At 36.6% G+C, this 15,942-nt stretch carries 19 protein-coding genes; 9 read left to right on the top strand and 10 right to left on the bottom strand.

Translation table 11 applies throughout. The features are described from left to right. Nucleotides 1-457 precede the first annotated feature (457 nt). Nucleotides 458-1,138, top strand: a complete 681-nt coding sequence (locus RCJ96_RS26640; protein ID WP_000386681.1) for an MgtC/SapB family protein — start codon at nucleotides 458-460, stop codon at nucleotides 1,136-1,138. Between the two features lie 94 nt (nucleotides 1,139-1,232). Next, nucleotides 1,233-2,228: a potassium channel family protein gene (locus tag RCJ96_RS26635; protein WP_000842328.1), complete on the top strand. Its 996-nt coding sequence runs from the start codon at nucleotides 1,233-1,235 to the stop codon at nucleotides 2,226-2,228. On the opposite strand, the gene RCJ96_RS26630 is transcribed toward RCJ96_RS26635, so the two are convergent. Both RCJ96_RS26630 and RCJ96_RS26625 read right to left on the bottom strand, forming a co-directional pair. Further along, the gene (locus RCJ96_RS26630; protein ID WP_139302697.1) at nucleotides 2,215-2,628 is read right to left on the bottom strand and encodes a YugN-like family protein; all 414 of its coding nucleotides are present in this window, start codon (nucleotides 2,626-2,628) and stop codon (nucleotides 2,215-2,217) included. The two genes, RCJ96_RS26635 and RCJ96_RS26630, sit on opposite strands and share 14 nt — an antisense overlap. Before the next feature lie 106 nt (nucleotides 2,629-2,734). Further along, nucleotides 2,735-4,087 (bottom strand): glucose-6-phosphate isomerase, encoded by a 1,353-nt coding sequence (locus tag RCJ96_RS26625; protein WP_416504349.1) that lies wholly within the window; start codon nucleotides 4,085-4,087, stop codon nucleotides 2,735-2,737. A 274-nt stretch (nucleotides 4,088-4,361) separates the two neighbouring features. Between RCJ96_RS26625 and RCJ96_RS26620 the strand changes: the two genes are divergently transcribed. Continuing rightward, nucleotides 4,362-4,595, top strand: coding sequence for a DUF378 domain-containing protein (locus RCJ96_RS26620; RefSeq protein ID WP_000105788.1), 234 nt, complete (start codon nucleotides 4,362-4,364; stop codon nucleotides 4,593-4,595). A 112-nt stretch (nucleotides 4,596-4,707) separates the two neighbouring features. On the opposite strand, the gene yugI is transcribed toward RCJ96_RS26620, so the two are convergent. From yugI to RCJ96_RS26605, 3 genes are all read right to left on the bottom strand, one after another. Continuing rightward, entirely contained in the window at nucleotides 4,708-5,052 is a 345-nt protein-coding gene (yugI, locus tag RCJ96_RS26615) for a S1 domain-containing post-transcriptional regulator GSP13 (protein ID WP_000003767.1), read from the bottom strand. 253 nt (nucleotides 5,053-5,305) lie between these two features. Then, nucleotides 5,306-6,496 (bottom strand): aminotransferase, encoded by a 1,191-nt coding sequence (locus tag RCJ96_RS26610; protein ID WP_000808515.1) that lies wholly within the window; start codon nucleotides 6,494-6,496, stop codon nucleotides 5,306-5,308. After that, nucleotides 6,493-6,990 (bottom strand): Lrp/AsnC family transcriptional regulator, encoded by a 498-nt coding sequence (locus tag RCJ96_RS26605; protein WP_000255706.1) that lies wholly within the window; start codon nucleotides 6,988-6,990, stop codon nucleotides 6,493-6,495. Before RCJ96_RS26605 ends, RCJ96_RS26610 begins: the two co-directional genes overlap by 4 nt. 266 nt (nucleotides 6,991-7,256) lie before the next feature. Between RCJ96_RS26605 and RCJ96_RS26600 the strand changes: the two genes are divergently transcribed. Both RCJ96_RS26600 and RCJ96_RS26595 read left to right on the top strand, forming a co-directional pair. Continuing rightward, nucleotides 7,257-8,249 (top strand): 2-hydroxyacid dehydrogenase, encoded by a 993-nt coding sequence (locus RCJ96_RS26600; protein ID WP_416504348.1) that lies wholly within the window; start codon nucleotides 7,257-7,259, stop codon nucleotides 8,247-8,249. 109 nt (nucleotides 8,250-8,358) lie between these two features. Further along, a complete protein-coding gene (locus RCJ96_RS26595; RefSeq protein WP_416504347.1) occupies nucleotides 8,359-9,198 on the top strand; it encodes an alpha/beta fold hydrolase in 840 nt (279 codons plus the stop codon). A 31-nt stretch (nucleotides 9,199-9,229) separates the two neighbouring features. Here the strand turns inward: RCJ96_RS26595 and RCJ96_RS26590 are convergent, their stop codons facing one another. Then, nucleotides 9,230-9,481 carry a YugE family protein gene (locus RCJ96_RS26590; protein ID WP_000537632.1) on the bottom strand — a complete coding sequence of 84 codons (252 nt, stop codon included), beginning with the start codon at nucleotides 9,479-9,481 and terminating at the stop codon, nucleotides 9,230-9,232. A 117-nt stretch (nucleotides 9,482-9,598) separates the two neighbouring features. Here RCJ96_RS26590 and RCJ96_RS26585 point away from each other — a divergent pair, with 117 nt between their 5' ends. Beyond that, on the top strand, nucleotides 9,599-10,750 hold the full coding sequence (locus RCJ96_RS26585; protein WP_074606374.1) for a MalY/PatB family protein: 1,152 nt from the start codon (nucleotides 9,599-9,601) through the stop codon (nucleotides 10,748-10,750). 165 nt (nucleotides 10,751-10,915) lie between these two features. Here the strand turns inward: RCJ96_RS26585 and sodC are convergent, their stop codons facing one another. Both sodC and RCJ96_RS26575 read right to left on the bottom strand, forming a co-directional pair. After that, nucleotides 10,916-11,455 carry a superoxide dismutase [Cu-Zn] gene (gene sodC, locus RCJ96_RS26580; RefSeq protein ID WP_000746504.1) on the bottom strand — a complete coding sequence of 180 codons (540 nt, stop codon included), beginning with the start codon at nucleotides 11,453-11,455 and terminating at the stop codon, nucleotides 10,916-10,918. A 68-nt stretch (nucleotides 11,456-11,523) separates the two neighbouring features. Continuing rightward, nucleotides 11,524-11,700 carry a hypothetical protein gene (locus tag RCJ96_RS26575; RefSeq protein ID WP_000982760.1) on the bottom strand — a complete coding sequence of 59 codons (177 nt, stop codon included), beginning with the start codon at nucleotides 11,698-11,700 and terminating at the stop codon, nucleotides 11,524-11,526. 165 nt (nucleotides 11,701-11,865) lie between these two features. On the opposite strand from RCJ96_RS26575, the gene RCJ96_RS26570 reads away from it, so the two are divergent. After that, on the top strand, nucleotides 11,866-12,249 hold the full coding sequence (locus RCJ96_RS26570; RefSeq protein WP_001209341.1) for a kinase-associated lipoprotein B: 384 nt from the start codon (nucleotides 11,866-11,868) through the stop codon (nucleotides 12,247-12,249). 41 nt (nucleotides 12,250-12,290) lie between these two features. Here the strand turns inward: RCJ96_RS26570 and kapD are convergent, their stop codons facing one another. After that, the gene (kapD, locus tag RCJ96_RS26565) at nucleotides 12,291-12,914 is read right to left on the bottom strand and encodes a 3'-5' exonuclease KapD (RefSeq protein WP_061131734.1); all 624 of its coding nucleotides are present in this window, start codon (nucleotides 12,912-12,914) and stop codon (nucleotides 12,291-12,293) included. A 289-nt stretch (nucleotides 12,915-13,203) separates the two neighbouring features. Here kapD and RCJ96_RS26560 point away from each other — a divergent pair, with 289 nt between their 5' ends. Beyond that, entirely contained in the window at nucleotides 13,204-14,529 is a 1,326-nt protein-coding gene (locus RCJ96_RS26560) for an ArsB/NhaD family transporter (protein ID WP_000545225.1), read from the top strand. Between the two features lie 58 nt (nucleotides 14,530-14,587). Here RCJ96_RS26560 and RCJ96_RS26555 read toward each other — a convergent pair whose 3' ends face one another. After that, nucleotides 14,588-15,055, bottom strand: a complete 468-nt coding sequence (locus tag RCJ96_RS26555) for a hypothetical protein (RefSeq protein ID WP_000390057.1) — start codon at nucleotides 15,053-15,055, stop codon at nucleotides 14,588-14,590. A gap of 117 nt (nucleotides 15,056-15,172) precedes the next feature. Here RCJ96_RS26555 and RCJ96_RS26550 point away from each other — a divergent pair, with 117 nt between their 5' ends. Then, nucleotides 15,173-15,886: a DNA alkylation repair protein gene (locus RCJ96_RS26550; protein ID WP_074606376.1), complete on the top strand. Its 714-nt coding sequence runs from the start codon at nucleotides 15,173-15,175 to the stop codon at nucleotides 15,884-15,886. Nucleotides 15,887-15,942: the final 56 nt, after the last annotated feature.

The raw sequence follows: 15,942 nt of genomic DNA, 5'->3' as shown, positions 1-15,942 counted from the left end.
TATTAGGCACGCCGCCAGCGTTCATCCTGAGCCAGGATCAAACTCTCCAATAAAGTTAGTTTGTCTAGCATCATAAAATAAAAATTGACGTTTCACGTTGTTTGTTTCGTTCAGTTTTCAAAGAACTACTTGGTCGCTCATTTGCGACTTCCTTATGTTAACATCTTCGTTTTTCGATGTCAACTAAGTTTTTTAATTTCTTTTTTGTCGTTTTCTGCGTTTCCGCATCAGCGACGGTTATTAATATATCATGCAGAAAAATGAAATGCAACACCTTTTATAAACTTTTTTTAAATTAACTACATTTCTTTTTTAATATCATATACTTAAACGAAATATCTCTTTCATTTCTAAGAGATTCCTACATATATTCTATATAAAGTCACTCTATCCAAAAACGTTTCTTTCTATAATAAACGTTTTATTTATATACGATACCATACAAGGAGGAATATATATGGACTATACCGATTTATTAATCAAACTAGGTCTCTCGGCTATTTTAGGGTTCGCCATCGGTTTAGAGCGCGAATTAAAACGTAAACCACTTGGTTTAAAAACGTGTTTAGTTATTTCTATCATTAGTTGCCTCCTGACCATTGTTTCTATTAAAGCAGCTTACAATTTACCACATACTGATCATATGAATATGGACCCACTTCGACTTGCCGCTCAAATTGTATCAGGGATTGGTTTTTTAGGTGCCGGTGTTATTTTACGTAGAGGAAACGATAGTATTGCCGGATTAACAACTGCTGCTATGATTTGGGGCGCATCTGGTATTGGTATTGCTGTTGGAGCTGGGTTCTATATCGAAGCGATTTTTGGAATGTGTTTCCTTATGATTAGCGTTGAACTTATACCATTAACAATGAAATTTGTAGGACCTAGATCATTTCGTCAACGTGATATCGCAGTAAAACTTGTTGTGCGAAATATGGACAATATCCCGGTTGTAATTGAAGAAATAAAAGAAATGGATATAAAAGTAAAGAATATGAAGCTTAAAACATTGGAGAATGGCTCGCACTATTTGCATCTTAAATTATGTATCGATCAAAAAAGACATACTGCTGATGTTTACTATGCTCTCCAGCATCTCGAAAGTGTTCAACAAACTGAAGTGGAAAGTATGTAACGTAAAACAAACTCTCTTTTAAATTAGAGAGTTTTTCTTTTTTCTATAATGGCAACAATGAATGTAGTCCTGCAAAGTAAGGAGGAATAGGCAATTGAAATCCCGTCCGAATTTAGTAGATACATTTCGTGATTCCATTATTTTTCGTTTAATTTGCTTTATTGTTATACTTACTGCTTTTTCTGGCTTTCTTATACATAGATTAGAACCATCACACTTTACCACATGGTTTGATGGAATTTGGTGGTCAATCGTTACAATTTTCACTGTTGGCTATGGTGACTTTGCCCCTCATACACTAATCGGGAAACTTATCGGTATGAGTATTATTTTATTAGGAACTGGATTTTGTTCTTATTATATGGTGCTGTTTGCTACTGAAATGATTAATAAACAATATATGAAAATTAAAGGAGAAGAAGCTGCGACTTCTAACGGTCATATGATTATTGTCGGCTGGAATGAACGAGCAAAACATGTTGTAAAACAAATGCACGTATTACAACCAAACCTTGATATCGTTTTAATTGATGAAACACTTTCTTTACTGCCAAAACCATTTCATCATTTAGAATTTATAAAGGGGTGTCCCCATCACGACCAAACGTTATTAAAAGCTAATATTACAACGGCACACACCATATTAATAACAGCCGATAAAGAAAAAAATGAAAGCTTAGCGGATACACAGTCCATTTTAAATATTTTAACTGCAAAAGGGCTCAACCCAAACATTCACTGCATCGCTGAACTTCTTACTTCTGAACAAATACAAAATGCAACGAGAGCTGGCGTGTCAGAAATTATAGAAGGAAATAAATTAACGAGCTATGTATTTACCGCTTCTCTTTTATTCCCTTCCATTTCAGGTGTACTATTTTCACTTTACGACGAAATCTCTGATAATAAATTACAACTGATGGAGCTTCCCATGTCCTGCACCGGACAAACTTTTGCCAATTGTAGCTATACTCTTTTAAAACAAAATATTCTCTTACTAGGTATAAAGCGCGACGAACAATATATGATTAATCCAGTTCATTCCTTTGTTCTCATTGAAAGCGACATACTCATTGTTATTCACCATTAGTAAAATGACGCTCTAATTCTTGCATGAGCACTTTCCCAATATTGATATATTTTCTTTTTACATCTCCATCTGGATCTTTCGGCTCAGCAAATTGATCCAATCCACTCGTGCCGGCTGTTAACGTATTTACATGATCATCTAGTTCGTCTTGATATACGTGCGAAAGAATATACGGCGTTTCAAGACGAACTATTACACCTGGCACATCTAATTCACCATTCACCGCTGTAAATGGCACTCGCAGAAATTGATAGCCATCTTCTTCATCAATTTTATAATCAAAGCATCCTTTATCATAATCCCAATTGCCACCAATGCTATATCCGAGTGGCTTCATTATTTCTTCTAACTTATATAACGCATATGTACATCCTTCTAAATTTGAATGAATCGGAATCAAGTCCATCCCTCCTAGACTTTTTCTTTAGCATACCCACTCTAGTTTGAATATACTGATGGACTTTTCGATGAAATAATAAAAAGCGGCCGGATCCGGCCGCTTTTTATTATTTTAAACGCTCTTCTAATTCTGCTTTTAATTCTTCAAATCCTGGTTTACCAAGTAAAGCAAACATGTTTTTCTTGTATGCTTCTACTCCTGGTTGGTCAAATGGATTTACGCCTAATAAGTAGCCGCTCATCGCACATGCTTTTTCGAAGAAGTATACAAGGTAACCGAATGTGTACTCATTTAATTCAGGAATATTTACGATTAAGTTTGGTACTCCGCCATCGCTATGTGCAAGTAATGTACCTTCGTATGCTTTCGTGTTTACGAAGTCTACAGTTTCACCAGCAAGGTAATTTAATCCATCTAAATCGTTTTCTTCTGATTCGATTGTTAGTTCATGTGTAGGTTTACCTACTTTTAGAACTGTTTCAAATAAGTCACGACGACCTTCTTGAACGTATTGACCTAATGAATGTAAGTCAGTTGAGAAGTTTGCTGAAGATGGGAAAATACCTTTTTGATCTTTTCCTTCACTTTCACCAAATAACTGTTTCCACCACTCAGCGAAGTATTGAAGTGCTGGCTCATAGTTAACAAGCATTTCAATTGTTTTTCCTTTATTGTATAGAGCGTTACGAACTACTGCGTATTGGTAAGCTGGGTTTTCTTCTAGTTCTGATGTACCGAAGTCCTCACGACCAGCAGCTGCACCTTTCATCATCTCTTCAATATTTAAGCCACTCACTGCGATTGGCAATAAACCAACTGGCGTTAATACAGAGAAACGTCCTCCAACATCATCTGGAATAACGAATGTTTCGTAACCTTCATTATCAGCTAATGTTTTTAATGCACCACGCGCTTTATCTGTAGTTGCATAAATACGTTTGCGAGCTTCTTCTTTTCCATACTTTTCTTCTAATAACTTACGGAAAATACGGAATGCTAGTGCTGGCTCTGTTGTTGTACCTGATTTGGAAATAACGTTAATAGAGAAGTCTTTACCTTCTAGTACATCCATTAAATCTTTCATGTAAGTGGAGCTAATGTTTTGTCCAACAAATAGCACTTGTGGAGTTTTACGTTGTTCTTTAGAAAGTGTGTTGTAGAAAGAATGGTTTAACATTTCAATTGCTGCACGTGCTCCTAGGTAAGAACCACCGATACCTACAACAAGTAAAATGTCAGAGTCATTTTTAATTTTTTCTGCGCATTTTTGAATGCGAGCAAATTCTTCTTTGTCATATTGAAGCGGAAGGTCTACCCACCCAAGGAAATCGTTCCCAGCTCCAGTTTTTCCGTGGATTGCGTGATGTGTTACTTTCACTGCATCACGTAAATAAGTGATTTCATGTTCACCGATGAAGGATAACGCTTTAGAATAGTCGAACGTTACATGTGTACTCATCTTTTTCCCTCCAATTATGGATATGTATTTCTGTATTCACTTTAGCGAAACTGAAGTTGTAAATCAAGCGATTCACCCCTTGTAAACGTAACCAATATATATTTTTTAAAAAAAGTTCATTTTTTGCATAAAAATTCGCATTTTTCGGTATAGATGTATATACATCCTGTTTCGAACATTTTTTATGTATAAAAACAACATAACTACCCCATTCTATAAAAGAGTTAATTAACTCATCACTTGCTCATGCTTCACAATTAAGGGGGGCTTTTTCATGAGTACTTTGCAACGTATCGCATTAGTCTTTACTGTAATTGGCGCTGTAAACTGGGGATTAATTGGGTTCTTCCAGTTTGACTTAGTGGCAGCCATTTTCGGTGGACAAAACTCAGCTCTTGCACGTATTATTTACGGCATCGTCGGTATTTCTGGGCTTATCAATCTTGGTTTACTCTTTAAACCATCAGAAAATCTTGGTACTCACCCAGAAACGAACGAAATTCGCTAGTCAGTATGTCTTTACTTCACCTTCGACATACGAATATGATTGCATGCAATCATATTTGCAAATATATATCATAAGAAAAAGTAAAAGAGGAACGCTCATATGCGCTCCTCTTTTACTTTGTTAACTCAGACTCTTCAATCCATTCTGTTAGCTTTTCTCGCAGCGTATTAAATCCGTCCTTAGATGGATTCGGTATAAGAATCCGTCCTTGTTTTCTTTTCGCCGCTTTTAACGATAAACTCATTTTTCTGTGTTCTTCATCAATTGAAAGTACTTTTACTTCTACTGTATCGCCGACTTTTAAAAAGTCATGAATATCCTTTACATATCCATTTGTAATTTCAGATATATGCACAAGTCCTTGTGTTTCTGCATCTAACGCTACAAATGCACCGTAATCTTGAATCCCAGTCACTTTCCCTGTTACAACCACTCCTGTTGTATATTGTTCTGACATATGAAACACTCCCATACGTTTACCATTTTCTCTACAATTGTAGATAGCAAAGCAGATGATTTATTGTTAAATATCCGATTAGTTAATACGTACCGTAAGTAAAGCAACTCAGGATACGCATACCTTATATTAGTAAATTATACCACTATGACAGAGCTCATTCAAAATTCATGAAAAAATTTCCTTAAGTAAGTATAATTCTCCAATATTAGGATAGAATACTAACACATGGCTTTCTAGTATTCCCCCCCTTTTATGGACAAAACGTATTGTGTTTTGTCCTTTTTTTATTCTCTATAAACCGTTCCATTCTCTTCATTGCTTCCATAAGCTGTTCAAGCGATGTTGCATACGAACAACGAATAAACCCTTCGCCACTTTCGCCAAATACACTTCCAGGTACAACAGCCACTTTTTCTTCTAATAATAACTGTTCTGCAAATTCCGCTGAAGATAGTCCAGTTGAAGAGATTGAAGGAAAGACATAAAATGCTCCGCCCGGCACGTGACACGTTAATCCCATTTCATTGAAAGATGTCGTCATAAAATTACGGCGTTTCTTATAACTATCTCTCATCCGGATTACTTCATCATTCCCCGCACGTAACGCTTCAAGTGCTGCGAACTGAGACATCGTTGGGGCACACATCATAGAATATTGGTGAATTTTGAGCATTAATTCTGAAAAATGAACAGGAGCTGCAATCATACCAAGACGCCATCCTGTCATTGCAAATCCTTTTGAAAATCCCGAAATTAAAATCGTATGCTCGCGCATATTTTTAATACTCGCGAAACTTGTATATGCTTCGTCGTATACAAGTTCTGCATAAATTTCATCAGATAATACGATTAAATTGTACTTCTCAACAATCACTGCTATTTCTTCAAGCTCGGACTTGTTTAACATTGCACCTGTTGGGTTATTTGGTGAACAAAGTAAAATTGCTTTTGTCTTCGCTGTAATAGCTGCCTCAATTTGTTCTGGTTGTACTTTAAATTCATTTTCTAAAGTAGTCGCCACAGGAACTGGAACGCCTCCAGCTAATGTCACAAGCGGGGCATAAGAAACGAAACTTGGCTCAATAATGAGTACTTCATCATCAGGATTTATAATGGCGCGCATCGCTACATCTAACGCCTGACTTGCTCCAACTGTAACAATGATTTCATCGTTTGGATCATAAGAAACTGCAAATTGTTTTTTTAGATACTTTGCTATTTCTTGACGGAGCTCCAATAATCCTGCATTTGCTGTATATGACGTATATCCTTGTTCTAAAGAACGGATACATGCTTGCCTCACATTCCAAGGTGTAACGAAATCAGGCTCTCCTACTCCAAGCGAAATAACACCTTTCATATTTGCTGCTAAATCGAAAAACTTTCGAATACCAGATGGTTGTAAAGATTCCGCTGCTCTAGATAGTTCAAATTGCTTCATGGTGTCACCACAATTCGCTTATCATCATCGTTTTTTTCATAAATAATTCCCTCATGTTTATACTTCTTCAAAATAAAATGCGTTGTCGTAGAAACGACAGATTCAATTGTTGCTAATTTCTCAGAAACAAACATTGCCACTTCTCCCATTGTCTTTCCTTCTAATGTAATAGAAAGGTCATATGTCCCTGACATTAAATACACAGATTTCACTTCTGAATAACGATAAATTTGCTCAGCAACCGCATCGAACCCAACGCCGTGCTTTGGCGTAACTTTCACATCAATCATTGCCGTTAAACCTGTATGTTCTTTCACCTTCGTCCAATCGATATGTGTTACATAATCCACGATAATCTTTTCCGCTTCTAATTTTTCAACCATTTTCTTTACTTCTTCTACTTCTATATTTAACAGCTTCGCTAATGTATCTACAGTTAATCGACTACTTTTTTCAAGACAAGCTAATAATTCTAATTCTTTTTCTGTCACCATATAAATCATCCTTCCTTTTCGTTTGTGTCTAAATTATACAAATAGCCTTTCCAGTTTGAAAAGAAGATTTTTTTAGTGAATTATGTCAAAATAAAGTGAAACTTTAATCCATGGAAAGGTTCACCCCATGGATTATTAGCCCGCTCCAATCGGGCTTTTACGAGCAGTTGATCTCCCACCTCACTTCTTTGTCTCAACCGTCTTTTTAGGTGGGAGTCTTACTGCTCGTTAAAGTGGGGTAAAGTGAAACTTTACTCAGCAGAAAAATGCGTGATAAAGCGAAAGGGGATGGAATCGTGAAACCAAAAGTTTATATTGCTGAACCAGTTCCAACATTTGTAGAAAACTATTTATCAGAACACTGTGATTATGAAAAATGGGAGCAAAATGAGAAGGTACCTCGTGATGTTCTACTAGAGAAAATACAAGATAAAGATGGTTTATTAAATTTCGGATCTGCTATTAATGAAGAATTATTGGAGGCGGCTCCTAACTTAAAAGTAGTAAGCAACATTTCTGTCGGTTACGATAATTTTGATTTACAAACGATGGAAAAGCGCAATGTCATCGGAACAAATACACCTTACGTACTAGATGATACAGTAGCTGACCTCGTTTTTGCTCTTATGTTATCTGCTGGTCGTCGTGTTTGTGAACTCGACTCCTACGTAAAAAATGGTAAATGGAATGCGGAAATTGGAAAAGAGCACTTTGGGCTAGATGTACACCATAGTACAATCGGCATTATCGGTATGGGCCGAATTGGTGAAGCTGTTGCAAAACGAGCGAAATTCGGATTTGATATGGATGTTCTTTATTATAACCGTCGCCGAAAAGAAGAAGCTGAACAAAAATTCGATGCTACATATTGTGATTTACAGACACTTCTAAAGCAGTCTGACTTTATCGTTCTTCTTACTCCATTAACAGATGAAACGTACCATCTTATCGGAGAAAAGGAATTTTCATTCATGAAAGAAACGGCTATCTTCATTAATGCTTCTCGCGGGAAAACAGTAGATGAAGAAGCGTTAATTCATGCGTTAACAGAAAAGAAAATCTTTGCAGCAGGCATCGATACTTTTACACAAGAGCCGATTCAAAAAGACAATCCGCTCTTATCCTTACAAAATGTTGTGACCTTACCACATATCGGATCTGCAACATTAAAAACTAGGCAACAAATGGCTATGACCGCCGCTGAAAATTTAGTTGCAGCGTTACAAGGAAAAACACCGCCTAATATTGTTCGCGGGTAATACTGAATATACGAAAGGCAAGATGACATCGTCATCTTGCCTTTTTTTGTTAACATATTTTTTTCTGCCTTGGAAATGATATGAACAAAAATCAATGGAGTGACAAAAAATGAATCACGAATCTACTTGTCCTTATTTCACTTTTTCCACTCGCGGCACTACTGTTCATTACGAATTGTATGAACATGAAAATAAAACAGAACGTCCTACTTTCGTACTCGTTCACGGCTTTTTATCTTCCTCATTCAGCTACCGCCGTCTTATTCCTTTATTATCGAAAGAAGGAACAGTCATTGCTCTTGATTTACCACCGTTCGGGAAGAGTGATAAGTCTCATCTATTTAAGTATTCTTATCATAATTTAGCAACGATTATAATCGATTTAATTGAACACTTATCTCTCTCAAACATTGTGTTAATTGGACATTCTATGGGCGGCCAAATTTCACTTTACGTAAACCGTATACGTCCTGAATTAATTTCAAAAACAATTTTACTATGTAGCTCTAGCTATTTAGCACGCGCAACTTTACCTTTACTGTACTCTTCTTATTTACCGTTCTTTCATTTATACGTAAAGAATTGGATTATACGGCGCGGCATTGTTCATAACTTAATGAATGTCGTTCATGATCATTCATTAATTGACGATGAAATGAAGGCAGGTTACTCTGCCCCTTTTTATGACAACCGTATATTCCCCGCTTTAACTCGTATGATACGAGATCGTGAAGGTGACTTATCTTCAACTGAATTACAAAAAATCGAAACACCTACTCTACTCATTTGGGGTGAAAAAGATCGGGTCGTCCCTGTACATGTAGGTCATCGTCTGCACAAAGATTTACCGAATTCGAAATTTATTTCTTACGAAAATACAGGGCATTTACTACCTGAAGAAAAACCGGAACATGTTTATGAAGAAATTATCGCTTTTTCTGCGCAATAATATCAAAGAGGCTGTCGGAAATTCCGACAGCCTACAATGAACAACTTCCGCCTTCTTTTATTACAAGTAATTCCACAGCTAACTTCTCACATTTTTCAAGCGCAGGTACTTCCTCAAAAGACATAAAGTATATATGTTGAATCTTCTTTGCGATGTATTTCGGATCATCAAACACACTTGCGACGTTCACAACATCGCTCGCTTCTGTTTCATAAAACTCCGGTCCCATTTGAAACGGATCCCAATTCTTCACAACCTCTATCATCTTTTCATATGTACCCATTCGCTTCCCGCCTTTTCACTTTTTAATACTTTTCTTTATCCTATCACATCAGCTATTCTATAAGAAGAGAGAGAACTTTCATAACTTAACGGTTTTACAGAAGAAGGGGGCAAACTTATGCAACTATTTCATAAAACAGTCAATCGACGTGGAACTCATAGTACAAAATGGGATACATATAAAAACGAAGAACTTATCCATGCTTGGATTGCTGATATGGATTTTGAAGTACCACAACCAATTCAAACTGCTTTAAAGCAACGTATCGAGCATCCTATTTTCGGCTATACACTTCCTCCCGAAAATATTGGCGATATTATTTGTAACTGGACAAAAAAACAGTACAACTGGGATATTCAAAAAGAGTGGATTGTCTTTAGCGCCGGAATCGTTCCAGCTCTTAGTACGAGCATACAGGCCTTCACAAAGGAAAATGAATCCGTTCTCGTACAACCACCTATTTATCCCCCATTTTTCGAAATGGTCACAACAAACAATAGACAATTATGCGTAAGTCCATTACAGAAACAAAATGATACATATGCGATTGACTTTGAGCATTTAGAAAAGCAATTTCAACAAGGCATTAAACTCATGCTTCTTTGCAGTCCTCACAATCCGATAGGGCGTGTTTGGACGAAAGAGGAACTAACAAAGCTTGGATCTTTATGTACCAAATATAATGTAATCGTTGTCGCAGATGAAATTCATTCCGATATTATTTACGCAGATCATACACATACACCGTTCGCTTCTTTATCCGAAGAATTAGCCGCGCGCACGATTACTTGTATGGCTCCGAGTAAAACATTTAATATCGCGGGATTACAAGCATCGATTATTATCATTCCGAATGAAAAACTCCGTCAAGCCTTTACATCCATCCAATATAGACAAGGCTTCCACGGATTAAATATATTCGCCTATACAGCGATGCAAAGTGCCTATACAGAATGTAACGATTGGCTAAATGAAATTCGATTTTATATAGAAGATAACGCTAAGTTCGCTTGTGAATATATGAAAGATCACATACCTACTCTTTCCGTAACGAAGCCAGAAGGTAGCTTTTTATTATGGATTGATTGTTCTGCCCTAAACCTTTCTCAAGACGAGCGCACTAAATTGCTTGAGGAAAAAGGGAAAATTATCGTTGAACCTGGTGAGAAATACGGATTAGGCGGCGAAGAACATATTCGAATTAACATCGGCTGTCCAAGATCTGTTTTAGAAGAAATTTTAAACAGGCTGCGCCATACGTTTTCATAATAAGAAAGGAGGCTATTTAGGACAGCCTCCTTTGTCAACTTTTGTCGGTAAGTCGATATATTTTAAAAATCGCCGATATATTTTAAGTTACAGTCGATATATTCCAATAATCGCTGATATATTTTCACTTACACTACACAAAAAAGCTACCGCGCACGGTAGCTTTTACTTTTTCTTCATATCCGACGCTTTTTTTACAATAACACCACAAGCAATTCGATCACCTGATTTACCTGTCGGTTGTGTCATACCATCATCAGCATTTTCTGTAATAATAATAGACGCTCCATCTTTTCTATGAATCGTTGTTTTTCCTTCCTCGAGAGTTATATGCGGTGCATCGATTTCTGCTTTAATTTTCCCAGAACCGTCTGCAATTACGTTCGGTAAATCACCGTTTTCTGCACCCTTCGGATTAAGTAGTCCATGCTTTTTATCATCTGGATTAAAATGATTTCCAGCTGATTCAAAACGAGGTGCTTTACACTCTCCAATTTCGTGTACATGTAGTCCGTGCGGGCCTGGCGCGAAACCTTCCCCTTTAATCGTAATTTTCACTCCGCTTGTTTGCTGAGTTACTTTCGCAGTCCCCACTTCATCACCTGAAGCATTATGTAATTTCACGTCAATTTCTTTCGGCTTTCCTTGGTCACAACCTGCCATCAGAAATAGTAAACAACAACTGAAAAAAAGCCGTTTTTTCATTTCATTCCCTCCAAAATACATTCTGCCCTTAGATTGTCCGAGCATAGAGGGAAACATACAAAAATGAGTTACTGTTTCTTTTCAGCTAACAGCTTTTCTTCAACTTTCTGTAATCGCTCTGCTTCTCGTTTTGATACACGAACGAACATACGCCACGTAGCAATCGCACCGATGATAAATAGAACACAAACAATCCCCGGAATAATATATTCTGTTTTATCTTCTGGAAAATATAATGGCATCATATAGATCACTCCTTATTATAGGATTTGCGAAACATCAGAATTTTCTGTTATATTAACTTAAATTATAGTGGAACCTATCCACATTCTCAAGGGGGCATTCCGAAAGCGAATGATTTCTTTGACTCCTTCTCCTACTTTCCTTACTATAAACTTGAGGTGAAAAATATGAGAGAAACATTTGAAATTGGCGAAATCGTTACCGGTATTTATAAAACAGGAAAATACATTGGCGAAGTTACAAATAGCCGCCCTGGCAGTTACGTCGTAAAAGTATTAGCTGTCTTAAAACATCCAGTGCAAGGTGACTTACATAACGTAAAACAAGCTGACGTACCATTTTTCCACGAAAGACGTGCTTTAGCTTTTCGTGAACAGACGAACATTCCAGAGCAAATGGTGAAGAAATATGAAGGAGAAATTCCAGATTATACAGATTCACTCAAATTAGCATTAGAAACTCAAATGAATTCATTTTCTGAAGATGATTCACCTTTTGCAGTTCGTAGTCTAGAAACATTAGAACAATTAAAAAAAGACTATAAACTTTAAAAAAACAAAACGACCAAATTACATACTGTGCAATTTGGTCGTTACTGTGTACTCACTTTCTTTAACACTTTTGAAAAATCAACGAGTTCCCCTAATGTTGGCGGTGCTGGTTTCACTAAATACTCTTTATCTTTTTCTACTAACTTAAAAATATTATACGTCGTCATCGCATCATCTAGCGCACAATGATGCTTACCCGTCCCTACTTTTCCATACGCCTCAATTGCTTTCCACAGTCCTGTTTGATTTCTCTCACCAAAAAACTTCTTATACTCAAGTGATAAATCACGGCACTGTCCTAGGAACGGAAAATCTACTCCCGCTTTTTCACAATTATGCTTCAACACTTTCATATCCATATTTCCCCACGTAACAATGGTCGGTTTACATCTCTTTTCATATTCTGCAAGTTTTTCAACGAGTTCTGGAAACGAAATTCCTTTATCTACGACTTCTTGTTTAATCCCTAAAAACTTCTTACATCGATCCGTTAAAGATGGAAAAGTTTTCGGCCTAACATGAGCTGAATACGTATCTTCTACCTTACAGCCAACAACCGAAACGAGTCCTACCTCAATAATCTCCGGGAAAAATCCTTTTGGTTTTTTTCTGTGCTGGGGCATCGTAAACTCAAAATCCAAAAATAAAAATTGTTGTTCATTCATACGATCCCTTCCTTATCATCTTTGTCATTCCTTTCTATTTGACACTCCTACACGAACAAGCTCGAATGCTAATTCCATTTTAAATATTCAGATTGGATGTATCTTATATATATGTCAAATGCCCGCAAATATTTTTAAAAATAAGAAAAAGTAACCTTTGCAGAAAATATAACAAAATAAGCCCTTTCATTTACATCCGACATTTTTCTACTTTATAATGACGTTATGTGTGTTTCATCTAGTTAATTTTTGACACACTAAGAAAAGTGAATGAAAGGAGATGAGAGTTTTGCACGAAACAACGCAAGAGCTCGCAAACTGGCAGTATTATTTTGCTATCGCAGTCTTTTTAATTACATATGCCATTATTATTTCTGAAAAAATTAATCGCGCTGTCATCGCACTTCTTGGTGCAGCACTCATGGTAATTATGGGGGTTGTTGATTTACACAATGCCTTTACGAAACATATTGAATGGGGGACGATTACACTACTCATCGGTATGATGATTTTGGTGAACATTACGAGTAAATCGGGCGTCTTCCAATACGTTGCCATTAAAGCAGCAAAAGGAGCGCAAGGAAATCCAATTAAAATTTTAATTTCACTTTCCTTACTTACTGCACTTGGTTCCGCGTTTTTAGATAACGTTACAACTGTACTTCTTGTTGTTCCAGTTACTTTATCTATTACGCGCATACTGCAAGTAAATCCTGTCCCTTATTTACTTTCTGAAATTATTTTTTCAAACATTGGGGGAACAGCAACATTAATTGGTGATCCACCTAACATTATGATTGGTTCTGCCAATAAGCATTTAGATTTCAATGCTTTCTTACTAAACTTAGCGCCAATCGTAATTATTATCATTGGTGTGACAGCGACAATACTTTACTTCATGTACCGCAAACAATTAATCGCTGATCCTGTACAAGTTAAAAAATTAATGAGTTTAGATGAAAAGCAATACATTAAAGATCCAGTATTAATGAAAAAATCTTTAACAGTACTTGGACTTACAATTGTAGGTTTCATGACTCATTCCATTTTCCACGTTGATGCAGCTATCATCGCTTTAACTGGTGCTACTGTTCTTATGCTAATCGGTGTGAAAGAGCATGAAATTGAAGAAGTATTCGCAAGTGTAGAATGGGTAACAATCTTCTTCTTCGCAGGACTATTCGTACTCGTTGGAGGACTTATCGATATCGGTCTGATCAAAATGCTAGCTCAAAAAGTAATTGGCATAACAGGCGGAGATATTTCTTACGCATCTATCCTTATTTTATGGGTATCTGGTATCGCCTCGGCAACAATCGATAACATTCCATTCGTTGCAACAATGATTCCTCTTATTAACGATATGGCTGTCGGATTAGGTTTATCACCTGCTGACGCACAAATCGACGTATTATGGTGGGCATTAGCATTAGGTGCTTGTCTGGGCGGAAACGGAACATTAATCGGCGCTTCTGCTAACGTAATTGTCGCAGGTATCGCAAGCCGCGAAGGACATAAATTTAGCTACATGGACTTCTTAAAAGTCGGTTTCCCAATTATGATCGTTTCATTAATCATTTCTCATATTTATATTTATGTACGCTACCTTATGTAGCACAAAAAGCGCTCTGATAATCAGGGCGCTTTTTTCATTACACATATTTAAATTAAACTTACTCGTTATACCTCACCGGCTCATTTCTGATAATGAACAAGTGAATCGGCAAGAACACTGAAAATGTGATGACATGAATAATCGTAAATAATATAGAGTTCGTTCCATATCTGTCTAAAATAGCGTAGATAAGATAAATAGACAACACAATGGATACAGCTGTTGCTATTAAATATAAAATTGGTACGAAATTAAAAATGAAACATGCGACATATATGCCGAATACTTTCCATCCTGCTTCTTCTTTCAAGAAATCTGGTAATTTATCTTTCGCTAAATCACCCCATATTTTACTATTTAAAAAAGGAATAAATGCTAGAACTCCATCCGTTGCACCGTCATTTTTCGCCATCGTATACAGTGCAAAAGCCGTTAACAAATACGCAATAACTGCCCAAATCAATATAACAAGAATAAACGCAAAACTAAGAGCAAAGAAACCTGCTAGTAAGCCTTGATCTTCCATCTTATCCTCTCCTCTCTACTCTCAACATATTTCATTGCATTGCAAGTTATGTTTTAAAATTCAACCAAACCCTCTGTATAATAATAGGAGTAAGATAATAAGAGAGGAGAACAACCGATGCATCCATTTGTAAAAGCACTACAAGAGCATTTCATAGCTCACAAAAATCCGGAAAAAGCAGAACCGATGGCACGTTATATGAAAAATCACTTCCCATTTCTTGGTATTCAAACGCCTGAAAGAAGACAATTATTAAAAGACGTCATCCAAATACATACTCTCCCAGATCCAAAAGACTTCCAAATTATCGTACGTGAGCTTTGGGATTTACCAGAACGAGAATTTCAGGTAGCTGCACTCGATATGATGCAAAAATATAAAAAGCATATAAACGAAACGCATATCCCCTTCTTAGAAGAACTTATTGTAACAAAATCTTGGTGGGACACTGTCGATAGCATCGTCCCTACATTTTTAGGTAATATCTTTTTACAACATCCAGAATTGATTTCTGCCTATATTCCAAAATGGATTGCATCAGATAACATATGGTTACAACGCGCCGCCATTTTATTCCAGCTAAAATATAAACAAAAGATGGATGAAGAACTTCTTTTTTGGGTTATTGGACAACTACATTCTTCGAAAGAATTTTTCATTCAAAAAGCGATTGGATGGGTCCTTCGTGAATATGCAAAAACAAAGCCCGATGTCGTTTGGGAATACGTGCAAAATAACGAGCTTGCTCCGCTCAGCAGGCGTGAAGCAATTAAGCACATTAAAGAAAATTACGGAATAAATAACGAAAAAATAGGCGAGACTCTATCATAGATAGACGCGTTCCTCTATTGAGATTTAAAAAAGAACGTGTTAGAATATGTTCATTA

This window comes from Bacillus sp. BSL6, assembly GCF_052928345.1.
The sequence above is the reverse complement of the archived record's forward strand: the minus strand, read 5'-3'. Positions and strand labels throughout refer to the sequence as shown.